This window comes from Granulicoccus phenolivorans DSM 17626 = NBRC 107789 = JCM 15570 (genome assembly GCF_000423085.1).
Taxonomy (GTDB): Bacteria; Actinomycetota; Actinomycetes; order Propionibacteriales; family Propionibacteriaceae; genus Granulicoccus; species Granulicoccus phenolivorans.
Window position 1 is genome coordinate 1 of sequence record NZ_AUHH01000058.1, and the last position, 25,569, is coordinate 25,569.

The 25,569-nt window shown below is 65.7% G+C and carries 20 protein-coding genes; 9 read left to right on the forward strand and 11 right to left on the reverse strand.

The features are described 5' to 3' along the window. Both G531_RS27115 and G531_RS0116380 read left to right on the forward strand, forming a co-directional pair. Window positions 1-560, forward strand: a 560-nt coding sequence (locus G531_RS27115) for a hypothetical protein (protein WP_211221889.1), incomplete at its 5' end; no start/stop codon positions are given. After that, entirely contained in the window at window positions 557-1,807 is a 1,251-nt protein-coding gene (locus G531_RS0116380) for a hypothetical protein (RefSeq protein WP_051215628.1), read from the forward strand. The genes G531_RS27115 and G531_RS0116380, both read left to right, overlap by 4 nt. 94 nt (window positions 1,808-1,901) lie before the next feature. Here G531_RS0116380 and G531_RS0116385 read toward each other — a convergent pair whose 3' ends face one another. From G531_RS0116385 to G531_RS0116420, 8 genes are all read right to left on the reverse strand, one after another. Further along, window positions 1,902-3,158: an NAD(P)/FAD-dependent oxidoreductase gene (locus G531_RS0116385; protein ID WP_026928053.1), complete on the reverse strand. Its 1,257-nt coding sequence runs from the start codon at window positions 3,156-3,158 to the stop codon at window positions 1,902-1,904. Continuing rightward, window positions 3,155-3,475 carry a 2Fe-2S iron-sulfur cluster-binding protein gene (locus G531_RS0116390; protein WP_026928054.1) on the reverse strand — a complete coding sequence of 107 codons (321 nt, stop codon included), beginning with the start codon at window positions 3,473-3,475 and terminating at the stop codon, window positions 3,155-3,157. Before G531_RS0116390 ends, G531_RS0116385 begins: the two co-directional genes overlap by 4 nt. 34 nt (window positions 3,476-3,509) lie before the next feature. Continuing rightward, the gene (locus tag G531_RS0116395) at window positions 3,510-5,000 is read right to left on the reverse strand and encodes a glutamine synthetase family protein (RefSeq protein WP_026928055.1); all 1,491 of its coding nucleotides are present in this window, start codon (window positions 4,998-5,000) and stop codon (window positions 3,510-3,512) included. Window positions 5,001-5,026: 26 nt separating this feature from the next. Beyond that, on the reverse strand, window positions 5,027-5,770 hold the full coding sequence (locus G531_RS23445; RefSeq protein WP_051215629.1) for a type 1 glutamine amidotransferase: 744 nt from the start codon (window positions 5,768-5,770) through the stop codon (window positions 5,027-5,029). Further along, the gene (locus tag G531_RS0116405) at window positions 5,767-6,066 is read right to left on the reverse strand and encodes a hypothetical protein (RefSeq protein WP_026928056.1); all 300 of its coding nucleotides are present in this window, start codon (window positions 6,064-6,066) and stop codon (window positions 5,767-5,769) included. Before G531_RS0116405 ends, G531_RS23445 begins: the two co-directional genes overlap by 4 nt. Beyond that, window positions 6,066-6,665, reverse strand: a complete 600-nt coding sequence (locus tag G531_RS0116410) for an aromatic-ring-hydroxylating dioxygenase subunit beta (protein WP_026928057.1) — start codon at window positions 6,663-6,665, stop codon at window positions 6,066-6,068. The genes G531_RS0116405 and G531_RS0116410 overlap by 1 nt, the downstream gene beginning before the upstream one ends. Then, a complete protein-coding gene (locus tag G531_RS0116415) occupies window positions 6,665-7,996 on the reverse strand; it encodes an aromatic ring-hydroxylating oxygenase subunit alpha (RefSeq protein ID WP_051215630.1) in 1,332 nt (443 codons plus the stop codon). The genes G531_RS0116410 and G531_RS0116415 overlap by 1 nt, the downstream gene beginning before the upstream one ends. Before the next feature lie 244 nt (window positions 7,997-8,240). Continuing rightward, window positions 8,241-9,131 carry a MurR/RpiR family transcriptional regulator gene (locus G531_RS0116420; RefSeq protein WP_026928059.1) on the reverse strand — a complete coding sequence of 297 codons (891 nt, stop codon included), beginning with the start codon at window positions 9,129-9,131 and terminating at the stop codon, window positions 8,241-8,243. A 268-nt stretch (window positions 9,132-9,399) separates the two neighbouring features. Here G531_RS0116420 and G531_RS23450 point away from each other — a divergent pair, with 268 nt between their 5' ends. The 6 genes from G531_RS23450 (at window position 9,400) to G531_RS0116445 (ending at window position 18,785) form a co-directional block, all read left to right on the forward strand. Further along, window positions 9,400-10,212 carry a type IV toxin-antitoxin system AbiEi family antitoxin domain-containing protein gene (locus G531_RS23450; RefSeq protein WP_051215631.1) on the forward strand — a complete coding sequence of 271 codons (813 nt, stop codon included), beginning with the start codon at window positions 9,400-9,402 and terminating at the stop codon, window positions 10,210-10,212. 438 nt (window positions 10,213-10,650) lie between these two features. Continuing rightward, window positions 10,651-11,685, forward strand: a complete 1,035-nt coding sequence (locus G531_RS25830; RefSeq protein WP_145978811.1) for a hypothetical protein — start codon at window positions 10,651-10,653, stop codon at window positions 11,683-11,685. Between the two features lie 9 nt (window positions 11,686-11,694). Next, window positions 11,695-12,243 carry a hypothetical protein gene (locus G531_RS0116430; protein ID WP_026928060.1) on the forward strand — a complete coding sequence of 183 codons (549 nt, stop codon included), beginning with the start codon at window positions 11,695-11,697 and terminating at the stop codon, window positions 12,241-12,243. Between the two features lie 115 nt (window positions 12,244-12,358). Further along, window positions 12,359-14,365, forward strand: a complete 2,007-nt coding sequence (locus G531_RS0116435; protein ID WP_026928061.1) for a type I restriction-modification system subunit M — start codon at window positions 12,359-12,361, stop codon at window positions 14,363-14,365. Further along, on the forward strand, window positions 14,362-15,594 hold the full coding sequence (locus G531_RS24870; protein ID WP_051215632.1) for a restriction endonuclease subunit S: 1,233 nt from the start codon (window positions 14,362-14,364) through the stop codon (window positions 15,592-15,594). The genes G531_RS0116435 and G531_RS24870 overlap by 4 nt, the downstream gene beginning before the upstream one ends. Window positions 15,595-15,599: 5 nt before the next feature. Further along, window positions 15,600-18,785: a type I restriction endonuclease subunit R gene (locus G531_RS0116445; RefSeq protein ID WP_026928062.1), complete on the forward strand. Its 3,186-nt coding sequence runs from the start codon at window positions 15,600-15,602 to the stop codon at window positions 18,783-18,785. Window positions 18,786-19,015: 230 nt separating this feature from the next. Here G531_RS0116445 and G531_RS25835 read toward each other — a convergent pair whose 3' ends face one another. Continuing rightward, complete coding sequence (locus G531_RS25835) at window positions 19,016-19,516, reverse strand: hypothetical protein (protein WP_145978812.1); 501 nt, start codon at window positions 19,514-19,516, stop codon at window positions 19,016-19,018. 1,219 nt (window positions 19,517-20,735) lie between these two features. On the opposite strand from G531_RS25835, the gene G531_RS25365 reads away from it, so the two are divergent. Further along, window positions 20,736-23,237 carry an N-6 DNA methylase gene (locus G531_RS25365; RefSeq protein WP_081684204.1) on the forward strand — a complete coding sequence of 834 codons (2,502 nt, stop codon included), beginning with the start codon at window positions 20,736-20,738 and terminating at the stop codon, window positions 23,235-23,237. A gap of 23 nt (window positions 23,238-23,260) precedes the next feature. Here the strand turns inward: G531_RS25365 and G531_RS0116455 are convergent, their stop codons facing one another. Together G531_RS0116455 and G531_RS0116460 are read right to left on the reverse strand one after the other, a co-directional pair. Further along, entirely contained in the window at window positions 23,261-24,655 is a 1,395-nt protein-coding gene (locus G531_RS0116455) for a HEPN domain-containing protein (RefSeq protein ID WP_026928064.1), read from the reverse strand. A 708-nt stretch (window positions 24,656-25,363) separates the two neighbouring features. Beyond that, a partial coding sequence (locus G531_RS0116460) for an ATP-binding protein (protein WP_026928065.1) occupies window positions 25,364-25,569 on the reverse strand: 206 nt, incomplete at its 5' end.

Genomic DNA, 25,569 nt, shown 5'->3' on the forward strand with positions numbered 1-25,569 from the left:
CGGAGACCGGCACAGGAACCGGTACGGGAACAGAGACCGGGACCGGTACGGGGACGGGTACGGGAACAGAGGCCGGGACCGGCACGGGAACCGAAACCGGGACCGGTACGGGGACGGGAACGGGAACAGAGACCGGGACCGGTACGGGAACCGAAACCGGGACCGGCACGGGGACGGGAACGGAGACCGGCACGGGGACCGGCACGGGCACGGGGACCGATCCCGGCACCGGGACCGGCACGGGCACGGGGACCGATCCCGGCACCGGGACCGGCACGGGCACGGGGACCGATCCCGGCACGGGAACAGGGACCGGCGGTGGCACCTTGACCGCCATAACCTGGAGCACATTCATCACCGGCACCACCGGTACGGGTACCAATGTCACCGATCCTTTTACCCGCAGCCCGTTCACCCACACGGGACCAGGGACGGCCTACCTCGGGACTGCGGATCGCTTCGGCCAGTTCGGTCCGGACTACTTGATGGTGACCCTCGATGCGCTGGCTCAGTATGCAACTCAGCTACGAGAGTCCGGCGTCCTGGAAGGGCGCCGGTGAGTGCGGTAGGTGCTTCCCCGGTTGCTCGACTCGCTCGCAGGCAGCGCCTGACAGAACTGGTCCTCGAGGGCCGCACGGAGGAGAGTCTCCCACTGTGGCGGGAGGAGCTTGATGACGGGGGACTGCCGTGGGCCCAGCAGCTCGTCGATCGCGCCCTGACCGAGGCTGACCTGACCATCGCCGGCCGGTACGCCAACATTCTGGCGCGACTGCGGTGGGGCGACGCCGCGCGCGCCGATGACGAGCGGCCGGCACCGTCCCATCCGCCCAATATCGCGAAGCTCCGACACGATTCCGAACAGTTTCTGTTCTTGCAGCGGCGCGGCATTCTCGGGGAGGAGATGACGCCGATCATTGGCGAGTACCAGCGACTGATGGCTCAACTCGAGACGCAAGGCCTCGAGGCGCGTCTTCCGTTCGACAGTGACGGATTCCGGGGCATCCGTGATGCCTACAACCGCATCTTTCATATTCGGGACACCCCACGGATCTCTCGAGCGTTGTCGGACAGCTGGGATCCACCGGCCGTCGAGGACGAGTACCTGGATCATGCTCCGGGGATCGTCGTCATCGACAACTTCCTTCAACCCGAGGCACTTGAGGCGGTGCGGGATTTCTGCTTGGAGTCCACGGTGTGGTCCGGGAACCGCTATGCACTCGGCCGGCTCGGCGCCTTCTTCCAGGACGGATTCAACGCCCCACTTCTGCTGCAGATTGCCGAGGAGCTGCGCGAGGCGCTTCCCCGCGTGATCGGCGAACGGTACCCGCTGCGCCAACTGTGGGGATTCAAGAGTGGCCCAGAGCTTCCGCCCGATGCGACGACGCACGCCGATTTCGCGGCAGTCAACGTCAACTTCTGGACCACCCCCGACGCCGCGAACCTGGCCCCCGGATCAGGCGGTCTGGTGGTGTACGACATCGATGCGCCCCTCAGCTGGGGGTTCGACACCTATAACGGGCGCACCGACGTGATCAAGCCCTTTCTGAGGGACAAGCATTCGATAGCCCGCGTGGTTCCCTATCGACAGAACCGGGCGATCCTGTTCAATTCCGACCTCTTTCATGCCACGGGAAAGGTGCACTTCAAACCTGGTTTCGAGAACCTGCGTGTGAATGTCACGATGCTGTACGGCCAGCGCGAGGACGAAGTCCATCACCGGCAGTTGTCGGGTCCGGAAGTTCCGCTGCGATCAGGTGGGCTGCGCCCGGCATGGAGATCCGAATCCTGGGCTCGTGCCCGCCGCTGAGTGCCGCCCGCCCCTGGTACCAACGGCGCTCGGAGTGCCCGGTCGACAGGCTCCCTTTGTGACTGTCTGGCAAGGCCCAGATCCCGAGCAGCGTTCAGCGCAGCGGTGTGACCAGCGTCTTGAGCGGTGCCGCCGGGTCGGCGGCCCGGGCCGGATCGATCGTCGCTGCTGACGCGAGGGCTCGCTTGACGGTCAGGTGATCGCGGGGGTGGTTGACCGAATCGGCGGCAATCAGGGCGCCTGACCGGTAGTAGAGGACCGTGCAGCGGTCCGCGTCGGTGCGGACGACCAGGTCGTCGTGGTCGTCGGAGAGCCCGGCGATCTGCAGCTTCAGCTCGCCCTGGTTCGACCAGAAGTACGGGACGCCGCGGGGTGGGTGAGGTTTCCCGAGCAGGGAATGGGCGGCCTGCCGGCCCTGCTCGGTGGCGTTGTGGACCGATTCGAGGCGGATCAGCCGGTCGGGGTCGCGGGGATGCGGCTGGACGGTGCAGTCGCCGGCGGCCACGACCCGCGGGTCGGCGGTGCGCGCATGGGCGTCGACGACGATGCCGCGCTCGTCGGTGACGCCCAGGTGCGCCGCCAGTTCGGTGACCGGCCGCGCACCGACGCCGACGACGACGAGATCGGCGGCGAGCCGTACCTCGCCGGTGGGGGTCGCCAGCACCACCGATCCGACCCGGGGCCCGCCCGCGGCGGAATCGGCCGCGACCAGGCCGGTGACCCGGGTGTGCAGCAGGAACCGGATCCCGGCCGCGGCGTGGTGCTCCCGGACGAACCGGGAGACGGGCTCGGCAACGACCCGCGCGAGCAGGCGGTCGGCCGCTTCGACCACGGTGACGCTCGCTCCTTTCGTGCGGGCCGCGGCGGCGACCTCGAGGCCGATGAAGCCGCCGCCCACGACGACCACGCGGGTGGCGTGCTCGAGCTGGTCGCGCAGGGCGTGGGCGTCGGCGAGGGTTCGCAGCCGGTGGATGCCGGGCAGGCCGGCGCCGGGCACCGGCAACGGGAGGGGCACCGACCCGGTGGCGAGCACCATCGCGTCGAAGGGCAGTTCCCGGCCGTCGCCCAGCCCGGCCACCCCACCGGTTCGGGTCCAGGTCGCGGTCCGCACTCCGGTTCCGCGGACCAGGTCGATCCGGTGTTCGGCATAGAACTGGGCGGCGCGCAGTTCGGGGATCGCCGGCGGGGTGGCCGCGGTGAGGAACTCCTTGGACAGCGGCGGCCGTTGGTAGGGCCCCTCCGGTTCCGCGCCGACCAGGGTGACCGTTCCGGGATAGCCGAGTTCGCGCAGGGTGATCGCGGCCGCGAGGCCGGCCTCGCCGGCGCCGGCGATCAGGATCTGCCCGGTCATTGGCGGGGCGCGATCGTGAGGGTGAGGCCGTCCAGGTCCGGGGTCATCCGGATCTGGCACGCAAGCCGGCTGCAGGGGGTCGGGGCGGTTTCGGCGTCCTCCAGCATTTCTTCCTCGAAGTCGGCGGCCGGGCCGGTCCGGCCGATCTGGTCGGGGTCGACGAAGACGTGGCAGGTGGCGCAGGCCAGGCCGCCGCCGCATTCGCCGACGATGCCGGGCACGCCGAACTTCACGGCCGTTTCCATGGCCGAGGCCCCCGGGGCGGCGGCGACCCGGTGGGTCGTCCCGTCGGGACTGACGAAGGTGATGGTGGGCATGGGGACCCCTCGATTTCCTGCGGTGGGTGAACGGTCAGAAGGATTCGAAGTACTCGCGGTGTTCCCAGTCGGAGACACCGTTCACGTAGGTCGACTCGTCGGGATGCTCCTCCCGCCAGGCCTCGAAGCGGGTCACTTCGCTGCGCTTCATGGTCACCAGGTAGTCGACGAAGCCGTCGCCGAAGGCGGAGCGGTAGAAGGAGTCCTGCTCCAGCGCGTCGATCGCCGCGGCGAGCGACTGGGGCAGGGCCGGGACGTCGGCACTGTAGGGATCCTCGCTGATCGGTCCGGGGTCGGTCTGGTGGAGGATGCCGTCGAGGCCGGCGGCGGCCTGGGCGGCGATGTACAGGTACGGGTTGGCCGCGGAGTCACCGACCCGGTTCTCCACGTGCGAGGCGAGGTCGTTCGGGGCGCTGATCACGCGCATCATCGCGGCACGGTTGTCCTGGCCCCAGGTGAGCCGGTCCGGGGCGAGTGAGTACGGGCGCCGGCGGCGGTAGCCGTTGATCGTGGGGGTGGTGAACACCGAGGCGGCGATGGCGTGGTCGAGGGTGCCCCCGACGTAGTGCCGGCCGAGCTGGGACAGGGGCGCGTCGTCGGTGGGGACCATCAGGTTGTGCCCGGTGTCGAGGTCGGCGATCGAGGTGTGCAGATGCCAACCGGAGGCGTAGAAGCCCTCGATCGCCGGGGTGCACATGAACGAGGCGATGTGCCCGTGGCGCTTGGCGATCTGCTTGGTGGCGGTGCGGAACAGGGCGGCGGCATCGGCCGCGGCCAGGCCGTCGAGGATGTCGAAGGTGGTTTCCATCTGGCTGGGCGCCCATTCGTCGTCGAAGGAGCGCAGCGGCAGCCCCATCGCGGTGAGCGCGGTGCGGATCGGGCGGAGGATGTCGTCGACCTCGTCGAGGTGTTCGGTGAGCAGGTAGTTGTACCCGCGGGCGACCGGTGCGACCGTGGGCGGGTCGGCGGGGGAGCCCGGGGCTCCCAGGGAGGCGGTGCCGAGGCCGGTGTCGACGATCCGGGTCAGGTACCACTCCATCTCGAGGCCGGTGACCAGTTGGTAGTTGTGGCCGGCCAGCTCGGCGAGGGTGTTTTTCAGGATGGTTCGCGGGGCGAGCGGGAACGGTTGGCCGTTGGTCATGTAGAGGTCGCAGAACACCAGGGCGGTCTTCGGGGCCCACGGCAGCAGGGTGAAGGTGCCCGGGTCCGGGATCATCTTGACGTTGGGGCTGCCCCCCAGACCCTCGATGGTGAATCCGCCGTCGGGGGTGAACGGATTGAGCACGATCGCGTCGGCGGTGTCGAAGAAGAAGGGAGCCATGGTGATGTCGTTGCCGGCGTCCAGGGCGTTGGCGAAGGCGGGGGCCGTCAGGGCCTTGCCGCGGAGCTGGCCGTGCTGGTCGGGCCATACGAGCCGGATGATCTCGATCCCCTCGCGGTGGATCGTTTCCAGGGCGCGTTCGGCGGCCCGGTGCTCTTCGGAGCGGTACAGGTCGTACTTCTCCACGAACTTGGTGGGATACATGGGGGTTCCTTCGGTGGGGTTCGAGATCAGCCGAGACGGGGCTGATCGAGGGGAGCTGCGACGCGGGTGGAGCCCTTCGCTCCGGCACCCGGAGGGAGGGTGTCGAACCAGCTGTCCAGCAGGCGTTCGCCGGCCAGCGGAGGCGTCATTGCCGGCGTGACCTGGCGCTGAAAGGCATCGACGTCGATGCCGTAGTGCGCGATCTTGGGGCCTTCCAGGGCGAGCAGGGCCGTGATCCCGGGTGCGTCGATCTCGGGGTGGAACTGCACCGCGACGGTGGTGTCGAGCTGCCAGGCCTGCAGGTACCGGTCGGTCCGAGCGAGGGTTCGGGCGCCCGGTGGGGGAGCCGCGGTGTCGGAGTGGAAGGAGAAGTACCGCCCGGCCAGGGGGAGGTCGGTGGCGTCGGCGGTTTCGGCGGTGACGTCGATGAAGCCGAACTCCAGGCCGGAGTCGCCCGGGTGCACCCGGCCGCCCAGGGCCTGGGCCAGCAGTTGGGAGCCGAGGCAGATCCCGAGGAGGGGAATCCTGCGGTCGTGGACCCGGGCCAGGTAGTCCATCTCCGTGGCCAGATACGGGAAGTGCGCGATGTCGTAGGCCGATTGCGGGCCGCCGAGCACGACCAGGGCGGGCAGGTCGGCGATCGGGGGCAGCGGTTCGCCCGCATGGGGATGGACGAGTGCGGTGTGCCACCCGTGGTGGATCGCGCTGCGCTGCAGGATGCCGATGGCGGGGTCGGCGATGTGAGCGATCACCGGCAGGGAGGAGGTCACGGGGTGGGCCTCGCTTCGATTCGGGTCTGCCAGGGCGACCAGTGGTCGGTCGCCGCGAGGGCGGCCAGCAGGCGTTCGGCCTGGGTCCGGTCGACGGCCACCCAGTCGGTACCCGGGACGGCGTCATACAGGGTGTGGTCCCAGATGCGCAGGTCGCGGACGGCGTCGACCAGCGGGCGGAGTGCGGCCAGCTCGCGGTCGATCCGGTGGACGTGCGCCTTCAGCAGGTCCACCTCCCGGCGCAGGGTGGCCAGGTCGGTGGGGGGATCCTGACTCGGCGGTGCGGGGGTGGGCATCAGAACACCAGGGTGAGGTTCTCGTGGTATTGCTCGGAGTCGATCAGATTCACCAGCTTGAGCCGGATCTGCCAGCCCTGCTCGGCGGGCCGGAGCACGTGGCCGTACCAGCCGGAATAGGTCTTGGTGACCCCGGCACGGTTCTCGTGGATGACGAACACCGACCGGATCAGACGTGACCCGTCCGGGGTGTCGACCGTTTCGATGTTGGTGATGCTGCGCCGGGTCCGCGACGGGGGCAGTTGGCTGGAGGCGAGGCCGGTCCGCAGCCAGTAGACCCGGTCGGTCAGCCGGCGGTGGTCGTCGAAGGCGTGGCTGACCTCGCGGCGGGGGTCGCCGCCGCCGGGGGTGACCGGGATCCAGTAGAGGCCGTCGCCGGCGAACAGATCCAGCCAGTCGCCGAAGCGGCCCTGGTCGATCAGGCGGGCCTCCTGGGACAGAAAGGACTGGGCCGCGTGCCAGTCGGCCAGGTCCGCAGTCGGCCAGTCGTCGGACAGCAGGTCCCGGAAGCGGTCGAGGTCGGCGTACCAGTCGGTGTCGACATGGTAGGAGTACGCCGAGGTGTCGGTGTAGCGGTCGGGCAGACGGTCGAGTCGCATCAGGACTCTCCTCCCATCCGGCGTTGCCATTCGTCGTAGTAGCTGCGCATGTGGAGTTCGTCGGTGACCGCGGTGACGGTGACGCCGTGCCCGTCGACGTGCTGCCAGCCGACCACGTCCAGGCCCCGGTTCATCAGGATCCATTCGGCTTCGGGGGCGGCCAGCCCGCGCTGGGCCTCCTCGAAGTTGGCCTGGTCGTCGGGCTCCCCGAAGGCCGGGAAGTCTTCCTGGGTACGCATCCGCATGGTGTTCACCGCGTCCGGGACGCCCCCGATCGTGGTGGCGTGCCAGGTCAGCTGGGTCCGGTCGACCGCGAGCGGTTCGATGACCTGGATCTGGTTCCCGATCAGCAGCAGGTTCGGGAAGATGCTCAGATTGATCTGGGCCCCGATGCTGAGATCCAGCAGGGCGTCGGCCCGGTCCCCGTGGCGCTCCCGGATCTCCTCCTCGAAGCGCTCCCGGCCGGGCTGGGGTCGCTGGTGTTCCCAGAACTTCCCCGGCCCGCCCGCGTGCGCCGGCCGCTGGTCGATGGCGCTGTGTCCGTGGCCCAGGGCGTACGCCTTCATCGGCCCGTCGTCGGGGGTGCGGCCGAAGTAGGACATGTCTTTCGCCTCGCCCATCCGGGACGCCATGTCGAGCAGCGACCGGTGCGAGAACGACGGGTGGTAGCCGTCGCCGGCGTTGTCGTAGGCGAGCTTCCAGTTCCCGCGATAGCCCATCCGGTACGCCGTCGCGGTGACGACGACCTCGCCGGTGGGGGAGCGATCGATCCAGTAATCGAGCCAGGGCGTGGCCGCCCCGAGCCAGGTGTCGACCGAAGGGGCCTCGGGGTTCATCGTCCCGAAGATGAACCCGCGATAGCTCTCGACCCGGGGCACGACGGTGAGACCGTACTGGGACTTGTCGAGGTCGCCGTAGCCCTGCGGCCACGGGGTTCCCACCAGTTCGCCGGTGTTGCGGAAGGTCCAGCCGTGGTAGTGGCACTGGAAACTCTTGGCGATGCCGGATTCCTCCCGGCAGACCGTGGCGGCCCGGTGGGTGCAGCGGTTGAACAGCGCATGCAGGGCCCCGTCGCGGTCGCGGGTGACGATCACCGGACGCAGGCCCATCCGGACGGAGATGAACGAGTTCGGGGCGGGGACCTGGGACTCGTGGGCCAGGTAGACCCAGGACCGGCCGCCGAAGACCTTGACCATTTCTTCGTCGAAGACGGTCGGATCGGTGTACAGGGTGCGATGGACCCGGTCGCGCCGGATCAGTTCCGACCAGCGATCGCGGTCCGCGGCCGGCCCTGGGCTGCCCTCAACGCTGAGGTGCTGCTCGGTGAGCATGAGGCTTCTCCTCTGTGGACTGACCTAGACGTTATATCTGTTACGTCAGGCTGGCAAGAGGTAATATTTGATACATGTCCGTGGGTGGGGCGGCCGTTCATCAGGGGCGACGGCCGGCCGCCGGCCGGCAGGCGCAGCCCAGGGCGAGGAGACGGCGTCACCGACGCAGTGGACCAGGGGTCGACGCGCCCTCGGCGACGGTGAGCGATGTGGTGACCCGAGGGTGGGAGGCCGACTCCCTGAACTAGTGGCGGCGGGTCCGCGTGCGCTGCTGCTCCTCGGCCAGTTGCAGTTGCTCGAACGCCGTCAGCCGGTCCCGGGCCGGGGCGCCGATCTCCTGGGCCACGAACGCGACCAGCAGTTCCACGAGCATGAACCCGTGTGCCATCGAATCGAACGGTCCGACGCCGGCATGGCTGGTGGCCAGGACCGCATCGGCCTGGGAAGCCAGCGGGGAGAGGTACATGTCGGTCACCAGGATCAGGTGGGCGCCCCGATGGACGGCCTCGATGCCCCAGTCGATGGTGCTCTGCTGGTAGCGGCGCGAGTCGAAGACGACCGCGACGGTGGTGGCGTCCACGTCGACCAGGGACGTCATGTGCGCGGCCGAACTGGGCGGGACCTCGGTCACTCCGGGGCGCAGCAGGCGCAGATACTGCGCCAACTGAGCCGCCAGCACCCAGGTGAACCGACCCCCGACCACCATCACCGCACGGTTCGGGTCGGCGAGCTGACGCACGGCATCCGCCAGTTCCTCGGTGGACAGATTCGTCACCGTGGCGCGCAGGCCCTCGGCGTACCGGTTCGCGGCGAGCACCAGCTCGGAGCTGTCGGTGGCCGGTTCGCCCTCGCCCTCCGGATAGATCGTGACCGGCGAGAACAGCCGGGTCTGGACCTCCTCGCGCAGGGCCTCCTGGAAGGCGCCGTACCCGGAGAAGCCGAGCTTGCCGACCAGCCGCAGCGCGGTCGGGGCACTGACCTCGGCCTCGGCCGCCAACTGGGCGATCGGGACCAGCCCGGCCGTCGGGTACGCCGCGGCAAGCGCCTCCGCCACCCGCAGTTCGCCGGGTGCCAGCGAGTGGCGCACCTGACGGATCCGCTGCGCGACCGTGCCCTCGGGTGCCTGATCCGCCATACGGCTCAGTCTAGATTGCGTGGGGTGCCGGGAACCCGAACGGCGCGGCGGCCGATCCGGGCTCGATAGGGACCTGGCCGAGGTGACGCGGTGCCTTTGAGGTGAGTGACAAACTTTCACGACTCTCAAAGGAGTCTCAAAAGGCAGGGAGAGTGTCCCGGAATCACTGCCGGGACGTGACGCCCTTTCGCGACCTGTGGTGACCGGAACGCGTGTCACGCCCCCGGTCTTGCTTGGAATGTATCTCTCAAGAAGATACACTTCAAGCATGAAATCGGATGAGGCTCTGCGGGTGCTCGCCGAGGTCACCGCCTCGCAATGGGGTCTGGTGACCTCGGCGCAGGCCGGTGCACGCGGTGTCTCCCGGCTCGATCTGTCCCGGCTCACGCAGGCCGGTCACCTCGACCGCCTCACACACGGTGTCTACCGGGACGCAGGTACGCCGGCCGACCGGTTCGAGGATCTGCGGGCGGCCTGGCTGAGCACCGAGCCCGCGACGCTGGGCGAGACCCGTCTCCGGGACCGGGCAGCCGGGGTCGTGGTCGCCGGCGCTTCGGCGGCCCGGCTACACGAGATCGGCGACCTGTGGGCCGACCGGCACGAGTTCGTCGCTCCCACACGCCGGCAGAGCCAGCGCCCGGAGATCCGCTACCGGCAGCGCAGCCTCGACCCGCGCGACGTGACCCAGGTACAGGGTCTGCCGGCGATGACGATCGAGCGCACGATCGCCGACCTGGTCGAGGACGTGGGGGACCTCAGCCTGGCGAGCGGGGCGCTCGGTGACGCCGTCACACGCCGCCCGCTGGATCTGGAGCGGCTGCGTGCGCTGCTGGCCCCACTGGCCGAGCGCAACGGCCTGCGGCGGCACGACGGGGATGCGCTGCTGGCGCGGCTGCTGGAGATCGCCGGCGTCGATGTCGAGACAGTGGCTGGGCGGATAGCGGCCGATCCCGTGCTCGGGCCTCGGGTCACGGCGAAGTACCTCGGCGGCCTCACGCAGGAGGAGCTGGCGCAGATGACGGCACCCGAGCTGCAAGAGTCGCTGGCCCAGTGGCTCCCAAGCGAATCACTACCAATCTAGGTGAGGTGGTCGGCGGCCTCGCGGATCGGACTAAATTCTTTGAGCGGTGATCCTCCCCTCACATCAGACTGATCACGAGGGCTCGACCGCAAGGACGGAAGCAGGGATAAGCTGCACCTCGAAACTCATTTAGGTTACAGATGAGACCAGTGGTCACTCTGAGCGTGCAGCACGTCGATGATCGGAACCTGTGCGGGACCGTAGTGAGGCGGTGAAGCCCCAATCTCCAGACTGCCTACGCGAAACGGGTAGTGCTTGGAAGACTCATCGCCCCTCTCGATGAGATGTTGAGGCTTACACCTCGGGCGGGCACACCAGGACACGGCGACTCCGTGCAACCTGCCACGAGTGGCCAGGTCGAACAGCCGATATGGTGCGCTAGGGCCTTTCTGTCAATAACTACTCACGATCGAGTATATCTAGAATGAAGAGGTACGCATGGCGAATGCGACGATGTTCGGGTTCAAACTCGATCGGGTGGCCCTGCACCATGGCTTAACCCATACGAACCAACCATTCGCCGATGCGAGACTGGAGGGTGAACCGGGTGAGAATTTCGTTCAATCCCTTGAAACAATTCGGCCCCACCTTGTTGGCGTGACTCGTACAGGAACTCTTAAGTACAATGCGCCGGCGGATGAAGCTCAGGACACATCTAGAGCGACGGGGGCACCCCCCACTATCCGCGTGGAATCAATGCGGATAGGAAGTTCACGGATTGATTTTGTTGTCCGAATCGGAAGGCGAGGCGGTCACGATCTTGCGATTGGCACTGAGTCAGGCCGCGACGTCGTTCTAGAAGACCTCGCCTCCACAAATCCTTTCCTCGTGTCGCTGTACCTCCCGGAGGCCGGCTCGGACGCCGTGCTCGTGTCGGAAGTCAGGTCCCGGACCTCGGCTGGGTACCAGCTGATGAAGCTCATTGGAGTAGTTTCCAATGAACATGCTCGACAAAATAGTGCGGGGTCAAATAACCGTCAGTGGTGGAGGCTGGTTTGCAAGCCGATCGGGGATGCAGAGCGCCTTGAGGAGGTTCTAACCCAGGGTAATGGGGTGGCCTTTCAACTTGAACGTCACAATGTGCCAAAGGGGAAATCTCGAAGCACAGACATTGTCACCCTTCGTCGGAACGGACTTCCGGCAGGCAAGCTGAGTTCCGTGAAGGCAATGGTTCTTGGCTGGGCAAAGATCGATCCGCCGAAGGAATATGGTCCGGCCCCCAGCGGCTCACCAGTGGAGCAACTGGCAAGTCTAGTTGGCTTTGAGATCGAGCCCTCGCTTTTCGACGACGGTAGCCTTTCTTACGAGGATGCCCAGGGTCGAACCCAGACAATCCGCCCCAGCAACGTTGGGGATGTCTTTGTCTATCCCGTGGCCACAGGCGAGCGACCAACTGAGGACGAGATTAGGTCCGCAGCTGAAGATCGGATTCGGCGGCTCCAAGCGAGCTTGAGGATCCCTCTAAACATCTAGGGGTGCCACATGGATTTTGTCAGTCTCAGGGCGCTCGTGTGTGCTCAGTTCAAGGTCACCAGATTCAGATCAAGCAGCTTCTTGCGCTACATCGTCAAACTCGGGGTCCTGTCGCTAGGACTCGTGATCATGGTCGTGTGCAGTCTCCACTTCCATTGGACGATTCGTTCTTCCGACGGACTCATCGCAGGCCTCTCGATCTTTGCTGGAGGGTTTCTCGCGGCATTTACGCACCTGGCGACAGTTAGGCAGACCCTCGAGGGACGGCATGCTCAACAAGGGGAGGCAGAGAGCCCAGAACGCAATCTGGTGGACATTGCGGTAACACGACTACTAGGGGCGTCCCTCCTCAGTGCATCGACAGTCGCGGTGCTGGTCGTGGGAACGAGCGCGGCTGCGAACGACAAGGGTGAAATCGTTGGAGCCTTCGCAGCGGCGACTTGGGTGGGCGCGACACTGTCACTGATTCTCTTCGTCTCCGCTGTTTCGACGCTGTACAGCGCCTACGTACAGATGAACCGGGTGGATCCGGATCTTGATGGATCTCGAAGAAGCTAGCTGGTCGCAGGAGTTTCGACATCGATCGACGGTGTCGATCCGCCAAATTCTGTCAGCCGCCCTCGATACGATGGCGACTCAACCGTTGCTTCTCGGATCAGGAGAACCCGTCCGCGTGTCTGTGCTGTCGAATTTCGTGTGGAGCGTGGCCGACACGCTCCGGGGCCCCTACGGCGAAGCCGACTACGGATCGGTGATCCTCCCGTTCACGGTGCTGCGGCGCCTCGAATGCGTGATGGCCCCGCACCGCGACGTCATGGCGGAGATCACGCGGAGCTACCCGGGGGAGCAGCAGCGGCGGACCCATCTGAAGATGCGCACCCGCACCGCGGACAGTGCTGGGTTGTCGTTCTGGACGACCAGCGACTACACCCTCGAGAAGGCGCTCCAGGACCCCGACAACCTCGCGGAGAACCTGATCGACTACGTGGGCGGCTTCTCCTCCAACCTCGATGTGTTCACGTCCTTCGATTTCGAGAACGTCATCCGCACCCTGGATGACCGCAACCGGCTCGCGCAGGTGACGCGGCACTTCGAGGGCATCGACCTGTCGCCCGACCAGGTCTCCAACGCCGACATGGGGGATCTGTTCGAGAACCTGATCTACCGGTTCGCCGAGTCCGCCAACGAAGGCGCCGGGCAGTTCTACACGCCACGCGATGTGGTCCGGCTGCTCGTCGACCTGGTCTACGCCGAAGACACCGAGGCCCTGCGCGACCGCGGAACGGTGCGCTCGATCTACGACCCCACGGTGGGTACCGGCGGCATGCTGACGGTGGCCGATGAGCATCTGCACGAGTTGAACCCGGACGTGTCGACGGCCCTGTTCGGCCAGGAGATCAACCCGCGCACCTACGCGATCTGCAAGGCCGACCTGCTGATCCGGGGCCAGGACGCCTCCAACGTCCGCCAGGGCGACACGCTCGTGGTGGACCGGTTCGCGGACCGGCGCTTCGACTATGTGCTGTCCAACCCGCCGTTCGGCAGTGACTGGAAGGCCATTGAGGCCGAGGTGAAGGCCGAGCACGCGCGTGGGGGCCAGGGGCGGTTCGCGCCCGGCCTGCCGGCCGTCGGTGACGGGGCGATGCTGTTTTTGCTGCACGTCGCCTCGAAGCTGCGCGACGTCGATGAGTCCGGGCGCGGTGGTAAGGCCGGCATCGTCCTCAACGGGTCGCCGCTGTTCAATGGCGGGGCCGGTTCCGGTCCCTCCGACATTCGTGGGCACATGCTGGAGAACGATCTGGTCGAGGCGATCGTCGCGCTCCCGACCGACATGTTCTACAACACCGGGATCGCCACCTACCTGTGGATCCTCTCGAACGCCAAACCCGCTGACCGTAGGGGCACGCTGCAGCTGATCGACGCCACCGCACTCGGGTCGAAGCTGCGCAAGTCGGTCGGCTCCAAGCGGGTGGAAATCCCGGACCGCAACAGGGACGCGATCGTGCGCGCCTTCGTCGACGGGGCGAACCTGAACGGCGCGTCCCCGGTGCCGGTCAAGACGTTCGCCAACCGAGATTTCGCCTACTGGACCGTCACAATCGAGCGGCCCCTGCAACTGCGGTTCGCGTGCACGCCCGACCGGATCGAGGCCGTGGCCGAGCACAAGACCCTCAGCAAGATCGCCGGCCTGCCCGAGGCACTCCGGTCGTTCGGCGAGGAGCCCTTCCTGAACCGGGAACAGTTCAACCGGGCACTCGGCGCGCACCTGACAGGCTGCGGCCTCACGCTGACCGGGGCGCAGCGCAAGGCGCTGTGGCAGACGATCGGCGTCCACGACGAGGCAGCTGACTTCTGTCGCGTCACGACGGGGGCGCACAAGGGTGAGATCGAGCCCGACCCGGCCCTGCGGGACACCGAGAACGTGCCGTTCGGCTGGGGCAGTCACCCCAAGACGCACGAGGCGCTCCGGGAGACCGTGCAGGCCTACTTCGACGCCGAGGTGAAGCCGCACGTCGACGACGCCTGGATCGACTGGACCAAGACCAAGACCGGCTACGAGATCCCCTTCGCCCGACACTTCTACACCTACCAGCCACCCCGGCCGCTCGAGGAGATCGACGCCGACCTCAACCGCGTCGTGGGGGAGATCCTGGAGATGCTTCGCGAGGTGGAGGCGTGAGGTCGACGCTCCCGATCAAGCGGGTGGCCAGTGTCACGCTTGGCAAGATGGTGCAGCCTTCGGCAAAGGAGGCGACTGACGTCCTTGCCCCGTACCTCCGGGCTGCCCACGTGCAACCGCAAGGGCGGATGATCAACCTTCCTGAGCAGCCGATGTGGTTTAGTCCAACGGAACTGCGAAACCTGAACCTTCTTCGTGGTGACGTCGTGGTGGTCGAGGGCGGCGCGGGGTACGGGAGATCGGCAGTTATCCGAGAGGATTTCTCCGGCTGGGGCTTCCAAAACTCGATTATCCGTTTGCGCCCCATGATTGGAGCTGCCGACGGTCGGTATTTGGACTATGCACTGCAGGAGGGATTGAAGAATGGTGGCGTAGACCTCGTGACAAGCACGGCGACGCTCCCTCACTTCACTGCGGACAAGGTCTCGAAGTTTGAAGTCCCAATGCCGGCAGTGGGTGAGCAGCGCGCCATCGCCGACTACCTGGACCGGGAGACGGCCCAGATCGACGCACTGGTGGCCACGCAGGAGAAGTTCATCGGGCTGCTGCGGGAGCGACGACTGAGTGCAATCACGCAGGCGTTCGCGTTGTTGGGGCAACCTGACACTGAGCTGCGTCGAGTGGCCCATATCCAGACCGGCGTCACGTTGTCCGGTGACGGCGATCAGGATCTTCCGAGATGGCCATACCTACGTGTTGCGAATGTTCAGATGGGGAGCGTCGATCTGTCCCATGTGAAAGAGATTCACCTTTCCGTTGTGGACGCTGCTGCCTCGCTGCTCCGGGCCGGTGATGTCCTCATGACCGAGGGGGGCGACATCGACAAGCTCGGCCGCGGCACGGTCTGGAACGGCGCGATCACTCCGATGATTCATCAGAACCACATCTTCGCCGTACGGGCAAATCCTGATCGACTCATTCCGGATTTTCTTGCTTGGTGGCTCGATTCCTTCACGGCACGCAGATACTTCTATCTCACCGCAAAGAAGACCACGAACCTTGCCTCCACCAACAAGACCGTTGTAGGGCGACTTCCGATGATTGTGCCTCCTATCACCGAACAGAAAACCACCGTAGAGAGCATTAGTGAACAGACCTCCCGTATCGACGCGCTGATTGCCAAGGCCGAGGAGCACATCGCCCTGGCCAAAGAGCGACGTGCGGCGCTGATCACGGCAGCAGTGACAGGCCAGATCGATGTCCGCACCGCAACCAGGAAAGCGAGCTGAGCAGCATGGCCGCAGCAGATGCGACCCGAGAAGAAGCGTTCGAGAGCGAGATCGCCGAGTACCTAGCGGCACATGGGTGGGAGTACAGCCCGACCGATGACGGCTATGACGCCGAGCGCGCGCTGTGGCCCGAGGACGTGCACTGGTGGCTGTCCACCACGCAGCCCGAGGAGTATGCGAAGGTGGTCCGGGTGGGCACCGGTGCCGAGGCCGCCGATCGGGAGGCGCTGCTGACGGCGCTGGCCGCCCAGTTGGATACGCCGATGACGTCGGGCGGGGGCACCCTGAACGTGTTGCGGCGGAAGTTCTCGCACACCCGGGGGGCGACCGCGTCTTTGCGGATGTGTCAGTTCAAGCCGGCCACCACGCTGAACCGGGAGGTGACCGAGAACTACCGCAAGGTGCGTCTGCGGGTGGCTCGGCAGGTGCATTTCTCGGCCAAGCGCGGTGACACCCGGTCGATCGATCTGGTCTTCTTCGTCAACGGTCTGCCGGTGGCGACCGCCGAGTTGAAGTCGTCGTTCAAGCAGCAGTGGCAGTCCGCGGTCAGCCAGTACCGGCACGACCGGAACCCGGCCGGCCAGCCGCTACTCGGATTCGGCACCCGGGCGCTGGTGCACTTCGCGCTCGATGACGACCAGGTGCACATGACGACCCGGCTGGCGGGGGAGAAGACGTACTTCCTGCCGTTCAACCGGGGCCAGGACACCGGGGCCGCGGGCAACCCACCCACGCCGGACGGCCCGGCGACCTCGTACCTGTGGGAGGAGGTGCTGCAGCGCGACACCTGGCTGGGGATCCTGGGCTCCCTGATGTTCCTGAAGACCGAGTCCTCCGAGGATCCGGCGACCGGGCGGATCACGCGGTCCTCGACGCTGATGTTCCCCCGCTATCACCAGTGGCGGGCGGTGACGCGGCTCACCGACGCGATCGCCGCGGAGGGGCCGGGGCGGCGCTATTTGATCGAGCACTCGGCCGGGTCGGGCAAGACGAACACGATCGCGTGGTCGGCGCACCGGCTGGCCCGGCTGCACGATGCGGCCAACGAGAAAGTCTTCGACAAGGTGCTGATCGTCTCCGACCGGCGGGTGCTGGACAAGCAGCTGCAGGAGGCGGTCGCGCAGATCGACGACACCGTCGGTACCGTGGCGGTGATCGACTCCACCGCTGTGCGACGCTCGGGCGGCTCGAAGTCCCGGGCCCTGGTGGATGCCCTGACCGGGTCGGCGCTGATCGTCGTCGTGACGATCCAGACGTTCCCGCACGTGAAGAGCGTGCTCGAGACGACCCTGGGGGACCGGAACTTCGCGGTGATCGTCGACGAGGCCCACACCTCGCAGTCCGGCAAGACCGCCACCGAGCTGAAGCAGGTTCTCACCGAGGGTGGTGAGCTGACCAATGACGAGGATGTCGACGGCGAGGACCTGATCAACCAATTGGTCGCCGAGGACCTGGCGCGGGAGCGGCGGATCCTGGCCGAGACCGCCGCCCGGGCCGGCGCCACCAACCTGTCGATGCTGGCGTTCACCGCGACGCCGAAGGCGAAGACGAAGGAGCTGTTCGGCCGGCCCGACCAGGACGGGAAGCCGGTCTCCTTCGACGTCTACCCGATGCGGCAGGCGATCGAGGAGCGCTTCATCCTCGACGTGCTCACCGGCTACCAGACCTACAAGACTGCCTTCGAGATCGAGCAGCGCGGCAAGAACGGGGTCGAGACCGGCATCACCAGCGACTCAGCGGACGATCACCTGGTCGATCCGAAGGTCGCGACCCGCAAGATCATGCGGTTCGCGCACCTGCACCCGACCAATGTCGGGCAGAAGGTCGAGATCATCGTCGAGCACTTCCGCAGCAATGTCGCGCACCTGCTCGACGGGCACGCGAAGGCGATGGTGGTGACCGACTCCCGGCAGGCGGCGGTGCGGTACAAGATCGAGACCGACAGGTACCTGCAGCGGAAGGGCTACGGATACCAGACGATCGTGTCGTTCTCGGACAAGATCAGCGACGAGGAGTACGGGCTGGTCGATGCGACCGAGGCGAGCATGAATCCCGGGCTGGGGTCGGATCTGGCCCGGGAGTTCCGCCGGCCGGAGTTCCGGCTGATGCTGGTGGCCGACAAGTTCCAGACCGGCTTCGATCAGCCGCTGCTGTGCGCCATGTACGTGGACAAGCGGCTGCCGGACGTGCACGCGGTGCAGACCCTGTCGCGGCTCAACCGGACCTACCGGGCGCCGTCCGGAGAGATGAAGGACCGCACGTTCGTGCTCGACTTCGTCAACGACCCGAACGACATCCAGGAGGCGTTTCGCGCGTACTACGTGGAGGCACATGTCGAGACCAGTACCGATCCGAATCTGGTGCACCGGCTGGCGACCAAACTGGCCGAGGCCCGGATCTACACCCCCGCGGATGTGGAGCGGTACGCCGTGGCCTGGTGGGCCCCGAAGCAGGTCCACGCGGCGCTCGAGGCGGCGATCACACCGGCGCAGCAGGAGTACGCCAACCGCTGGACCGATGCGGAGGAGCGCGACGACCGGCAGGCGCTCGAGGAGCTGCGCACCTTCCGCAAAGACTGCGGCTCCTATGTTCGGCTGTACGACTTCATGTCGCAGGTGATCGACTACGGCACCAGTGATCTGGAGAAGCTGGCGGAGTTCCTGCGGCAGCTGGTGCCGAGGCTGCGCACCGAGGACGGCGCGATCGACACCGACGTGTCGGGGCTGGTGCTGCGCCGGGTCCGCCAGATCGATCAGGGCACCGCGGACATTGCCTTGAGCGGCAACCAGGAGACCCCGGCGCTGCAGGGGATCACCGGGCTGGGGTCCCGGGTGTCGGGACGGGACCCACAGCAGACGCTGCTGTCGGAGGTGGTCGCCCGGGTCAACGAACTGTTCGGGGCCGAGTTCGCCGACGCCCAGATCGAGGGCTTCGTGATCGCCGCGGCCGGCATGGCCGGGGAGGATCCGCGGATTGCCGACCAGATCGACCACAACGCCCAGGACCAGTTCCTGGCGTCGCCGGATCTGCGGGAGACGCTGACCGATGCGGCGGTGCTCAACGAGGGCGCGTTCGGGAAGCTGACGAGTGCTCTGACCGGTGAGAACGAACGGGCAGACGCACTGATCCGGATCATCGGGGCGTACCTGTACGAGTCACGCCGGCTGCGGACGAGCGACGAAGCAGGCTAAGCGGGGTCCGAAATCCACGCCTTCAGCCGAGGATCCGCCCGATGCGGGGGATGCGCATTCTACTTCCTGTCGAGGATGCGACGCGTGGACCACACCTGCACTCACGCCTGATCCTGGCCGGGCGTTAGTGCCCTACAAGCACGATGGTCGAGACGACAGCCGCGACCACGCGTCGAACTAACAGACCTCCTCGAGGAATAACATCCTGGGAACCGTAGTTTTGGTGCTTATCAGCGATGGGCAGAAACTTCAGCCATTGTCTTCCATCGGCCATCGCGTTCATCCCAGTCGAGGCTTGGTGTCGTACTCGACAACGAAGCGTTGGTCCACCTGTATGGACGCTCGCCCGAGCCGTATTGAACCGCTCTCTTCTCGCCATTAATTTCATATGAAACAAGGATTGCTCCGGAGAATATGAAGTCGGACTCTCCCCCTTTCGGCGAGATCAGGATCTCGATCCCTTCGTCTCTGACCGTTATGGTTCCTGGTGGCATCGGTTGCGGGTCACCGTTGAGCCCTTCGGTAACTTCAGTGACTCCAGATCCGATGATGGGTCCAGCAAAATATCCAGGATTGAATCCGCCGCCATGAATACAGGCAACCCTGGTGTAGGTCCGGCTATGGTCGAATTGCTTCTTTTCGTAAACTACTGTTTCAATGCGTCGCACAACAATTTGCTCGGAGGTGCCGGCCGCTATCACAAGTGAAACGAGAGGGAAGCTGGAGAACATGCGGGGTTGGGTGGAGAACCACTCGGACCATTCGTGACAGTGGCTCGCGAAGTTCACGGGGTTGTAGTCGGGGGCGGGGGGTAGTTCACTGGGGACTCCTTCAAAGCCCCACGTAACCCCCGCTCCGTAGAAGTCGACCTTTCCCAAGGGGGGCGTGCCCGGGGTTACTACAGTGCAGTTCACTGTATTGTCGCTGCCCTGCACCTGGCACCCGCGTTCCTGCTGCTGGGAGTTCGCAGTGGCAGTCTTGCCGCCAAGACCAGTCCCCTCAAGGGTCGGAGAGCTTGACGGGGTACATCCCGCCAGATTTCCTAAAGTTGCCAGAATTGTAGCAATTCCAAGGAATTGTCGCACTGGTCTCGTTGACTTTTCGGTGATGTGATCGCCTAGACGCTTTTTGTGCGGCATGGCCGGACTCCATCGAAGTTGGGTCACTGGGGTTGCCTATTCGAGTGTTTGAAGCCAATTGGAGGCTTGGTATTAAGAGCTGAAGGCTTATCGGGGAGTTGTGCCGAGATTGCAATCCACTTGATTGTTGTCCCCCTGAACTTGGCAATCTCCTCCCGACTGATTGTTCACGACTTGAGTGGGTGGTGTTGCGGGTGGAGTTGTTTTCGCGGGCGCAGTGAAAAACGGAATTAGCCCGAGTATTATGGCCACGATGACAGCAGCGACACTTGCGATGGCGCCAACTCCTGTCCAGATGTGCTTGCTGAGGTAGCGACCCAGCCGTGCCCGGATGGAACTGCTGGAGGATGTCACCGCGCCGTCCATAGCATGAACGGTCGAGGGGGCTGGAACTTCGGGAACTGGCGATGAATCGGGGACGGGCGTCTCCACGGTTGACGGTTCCATTTCACAGGACTGGGTGTCCGCATTCTTGGCCACTATGTGCTCACGTGCCACCGGAGCGTCGGCGTCCTCCTGCATGCAAGGAGACTACCCTCCCGATGTTATCGAGACCGCAGGAGGGTTAAGTCAGAATCCCGAACTGATGGGCGAACACGGGTGTACGTGTTCGATGCACCCATGGCCACTCCATTCTCTGAGCGAGCCGGACTGCACCGGTGCAGGCTTGCCCGCGAGAACCTGCACGTGGATCCAAACGCCTCGCCGGAGTCTCGAGTCAAGGGCTCCGCAGATGATCAGGTCATGCTGAAATGACTAGAGCACCGAGGAACCCGGAAGTGTTCCGAGTCGTGGAGGTCGAGACGTCGTCATGAAGAATGAGCATCCCGCGCTGCAATTCGCCCTCGCAGAGCCATCCGACCCCGCCGATGTCCACAGGTCTCCCGGAGACTCGGGCACAACCAGCCTGTCTCTGGCCCGGGCGCTCGCGGTCGGATGCCTGAGTGGTCTTGACCCGAATCTCACATCAGGCAGCATCTGGGACCCGGCGGTGGGCGTGGGCTTCGCCGGACACCTGCTCGCGCAGGCCCTGCAGTCGGCTGGTGTCACGGTTCAGTTTCGCGGCCAGGACATCGACGAGGGCGCCCTTAGAGCTAGTCGGACGCAACTGAGCCGGATCTCCGACACAGAGATCGCCCACGGGAACACGTTGGAGCACGACGCGTTCAGTGGCTTCGAGGCCGACCTGGTCATCGTGGATGCTCCTCTTGCTATGGGCTGGAAGGACTCGGAGGGAGCGGTCAACACCCGCCGAGGAGCAGGTGAGTTCAGGTACGGCCTTCCCCAGCATTCGGACAGCACCTGGCTCTGGGTCTCGCTGGCGCTGGAAAAGCTGCGCACCGACTCCGCCGGAGGAGGGCGAGTCGCGGCGTTGGTGAACCCGTCAGTACTGAGCTCAGGCGGCAAGACTGATGCCGTGCGGCGGCGCATCGTCGACGCAGGACTGCTGGAGTCGGTCACTCGGCTCCCGGCCGGTCTCGCGATCGGCTCCGATATTGTGCTGTACCTGCTGACCTTCACCAATCGGTCGACTCCGCGCCGAGAAGGCACGGCCATGGTGGCCGACCTCCAGGGGCAGTTCGTGACCGAGCGACACCGTCGCCGCTTGCCGGTCGCCGCGCTGCGTGAGCTTGAATCGGGCCTGCGCACATGGCGGCCCGGACGGCGCAATCGCCCGATCAGCACGACGCGGTTCATCCGACGTGAAGCCCAACTGTCCAGGCCCACGAGCAGCGGTGAGCTGCTGACCTGGAACGTGACCACCTACCAGAACACGCTGATCGATGATCGTCTGCTGGAGGCACGGTACGGTCCGAACGCTGGAGTACTCCTGAACACTGAGCCTCACGAAATGCTGGATCTCGACCCCGGCCACATCTTCGACGACGACAGTTCGGATCACCTCAAGAGCATGCAGGATCAGGGGTGGCCGGCTCGCCGGCTGAGTGGCTTGCTACAGCGGGCCCCGCAGGCTGTCAAGGATCGTGCAGTTGCTGAAGGGCAGCAGCTTTTCGTACCCACCACCCAGGCGGGTCGGGTATCCGGGAAGCCGTCCGACACTGGTTCGTCCGGGAGAGTGCTCGGCGTCGAACTCGATGAGCACTTGGTTCAGCCGGGCTTCCTGGCAGCCTGGCTCAACTCGGACCAGGGCGTTGCCAGCCGGCGGAGAGCGCTCGCGCGAGGTGGTTCAGGTACGTTCCCCCGGGCCGTTCGCTCGGATCCCCGATCTTTGATGCGCTGGGCCGACGAACTGATCGTCCCGATCCCCGATCCGGCGACCCAGAACCTGCTCGCGTCGGCCGATGAGCAGCTCGGCTCGTTCGAGGCCGAACTGCGCCGTCAGCGCGCCAGCCTGTGGGGAGATCCCGGAAGCGCCGGGGAAGTCGTGGCGCGACTCGGGCGCGCGTTCGACGATTCCTTGACCGGCTGGCTCGAACAATTGCCGTTCCCGATCGCGTCCGCGTTGTGGACTGCCGAAACGGCGGCATCCCCCGGGGAGCAGCAGCACGCCTACTTTCACGCCTGGGAAGCGATCGTGACCTTCCATGCGACCGTGCTGCTGTCCGCGAGCCGGAGCGACCCCGAGGGGAGCCGTGCCGTCGAGACAGACATTCGGACGACGCTGCGAAAGCAGCACCTCAGTATCGAGCGCGCCACTCTGGGCACCTGGGTGGTGATCGCGGAGAGAACATCCAAGGAGTTCCGCAGGTTGCTCGACGGTGACGACAACGATGACATCGCTCGGATCCGCCGGGCCTTCGGTGACCTTTCCCGAACAGCGATCGACCGACTGGTTTCCAAGGATGTGGTGAGCACGTTCAAGGAGGTGACCGGCAAGCGGAATCGATGGTCCGGACACGGAGGCTTCACGCCGCAGCAGGAGCGCGAGGCTCAGGTGGCTTCCCTGATCGCGGACCTTCGCGATCTGCGACAGCTCCTCGGAGACGTCTGGGCACAGCTCAAACTCGTCCGGGCGGGAAGTGGCAAGCGCGTCCGCGAGGGTTTCCTGCAGTCGGCAGAGGTGGCTCTCGGAAACCGGACTCCCTTTCTCCGCAGCGAGTTCCGGGTGGGTGACCTGATGCATGACGGCGAGCTGTACCTGGTCCAGGATGGATCCGAGACCCCGCTGCGCCTCGGGCATTTCGTCCAACTTCGCGCGGCCCCGAGTACCGAGAAGTACACGAGCTACTTCTACAACCGAACGGACGAGGACGGGGTTCGGATGATCACCTACCAGTACGGATCGGAGAGCGAACTGCACGATCCCGTGGACAGTCTGCGTGATGAGTTCGGGGCCCTGGCGCAAGAGTGAGGCCCAGGGCCTTGATCCGCTGCTCAGGCAGATCCGCCCTCCTGAGAACCGGCGGAACGAGCCGCCCGGAACGTCTCCGCGCAGGAGAATCCGTCCCACACATGCGAGGCATCTATGTTGGCCAGGGCAATCCGGAAGCGGTTGGAGCGACCGAGCCCATCGTTGATGTCGTCCTTCGACAGAACCAGCTGCAGCAGGGCGAGGCGCAGCGCCCACCGACCCGAAATGTTGAGTGCAACGTAGAGATCAATCTCCTTCTCTCCGAAGGCATCGTGCTCGTCGAGCTGATGACTCTGCACGTTGCGAACGTCCTTCATCCTCTTGATCCAGCCGTTCAAACTGGGACCGAAGAGCCCCGGGGCCACCCGATTGACCGGTGTCAGCAGCGCTCTGAGCCGTTCCGCGTAACTCATTTCCCCGACGTGGCCGAGGGCCGCGTTGAACCGAGTCTGGGCGAACCGTTGATCCTGCCAGCCTTCCTGCTCCAGAGTGTCTGTGCCAGCGGTAACGGCCGCTTTGACCGCTCGGCGTATTCCTCCCTTGGACAGGGTGCCGAACGGCTTCTCATCGGGTTGGGTCCGCCGGTGCAGACCCTCCAAGGCCGTGGCGACCACTTGAACGGTGACCTGCACAGGAACCGCCGACAGGTCAGCAACGGGCATGAAAGGGAGGGGACCGAGCTGCTCGGACTGATCTGTCCAGGAGGCCAGCCGCTCCAGGTCGATGCCGGTGACAAAATCTGCGGGCCCACTCCTCGACTCGACCGGTCGATCGATCCCGACGCGGCACCATGTCCCATCGGGTAGCCGGATCTCCCGATGAACAGGAACGACCTCGTAGCCCGTGGCAATCGAAAGGAACGAGGTGATGCGATTGGGCGTGAGGTCTGCCAGTGTCCGGATCGGATGCTGTTGATCCGTTTCCAGGCAGATGCCGGGCAGGTTCTCGTGGGTATAGCTGGTGAGCGTTCCTCCTTTGCACCGGGCTGTACCTGCAAGCCGCAGGCCGGGTAGGTGCGGCATGGTCCATCGGACACCGGTGCTCGCTGAGTCCTGATCGGGTACACAGGCTCCATGCAGGATGCGCCAGCCCTCGAAGGTTTGGGGTGGGCGCGGGGACGGGAAGAGGATTTCCAGGTCGGCGGCCTCCAGGCGGGCGTCGAAGAGGGTGAGGTCACCCCCGTCGTCCAAACGTCCGTGGACCACCCGTGGCTGGTGATCGAGAACGCCGTTGGTGGGATTCCCGCTGTCCATGCGCACGTTGTCGCCGACGCGGATCCAGGCGCCGTCTGCGGTGTCGAACAGCGCACTGTCGACATCCAGCCGCCACTTCTCGTCGCCGATCGTGAGATCCCCGCGACTGGTGCGCTCCGGAGTCGACGCCAGCCAGAACGTTCCGGATTCCCCACGCTCATCCATGTGTCGGACCCTAGCGGTCCGGACTCTCTCTCGACCTGATCGTCGCCAGGCCCGGGGAGTGATGCTCGGCCTGTCGGCAACTCGACGAGCCTCCGCTCGAGTGTCCTGGACAGCTGCGGGCAGGCAGCGCGATCAACGCCTCGTGAGAATCCGTCGAATCATGGACTTCTGGTCCTCCGACAGCGGCGGGGGACAGCACGAGAGGCAATGCATGGTGCGGGAGCCGCCCACGCGGTGAGGTCCTTGACGACACTCGCCGTGCTCGAGCAGGTGGCGCGCCCGCTCGGCCTCGTACCCCTCCCGTTCATCATCGGTGAAGTGCATCGTGCCCCGGTCGATCCAGGACTCGCCATCGCGGTAGGGCCTGCCACAGCCGGGGCAGGGCTTACCCGCCTCGTACTGTTCCTAGGTCAGCCCGGTGATCCCGCGTGCCTGCCCGAACCAGTTGGTCGCATCAGTGGTGTCCACACGACGCAGCCTACGGTCGATCTGCTTGTGCGTACCTGGGAGCGTGCCACTGAACGAAGCTACCGACGGCGCTCGAAAACTGGTCGGTTCCGGCAGGGCTGTCGACCGCGCTTGTCAAGGGCCAGTAGGAACTGCCCGGGGGCGGTCATGAAACCTGCCCGGTGACGGTCACGAGTTCTGCCCGGTGGTGGCCTTGAGATCTGCCCTTTGGGGGCTGTGGCCACCACCGGCCAGGAGTGTTCAGGCCAAGGGGTTCACCCCCCGGCCGGCGAGTGCTTGGGTCAACCGGACCGAGTCACCGCTGGTCTGGCAGACGTGGGCGTGGTGGAGGAGTCGATCGACGGTGGCGGTGGCCAAGGTCTTGGGCATCAGTTCGTCGAACCCGGAGGGGTGCAGGTTCGAACTGATCGCGACCGAGCGTTTCTCGTAGGCGGCGTCCACGAGCC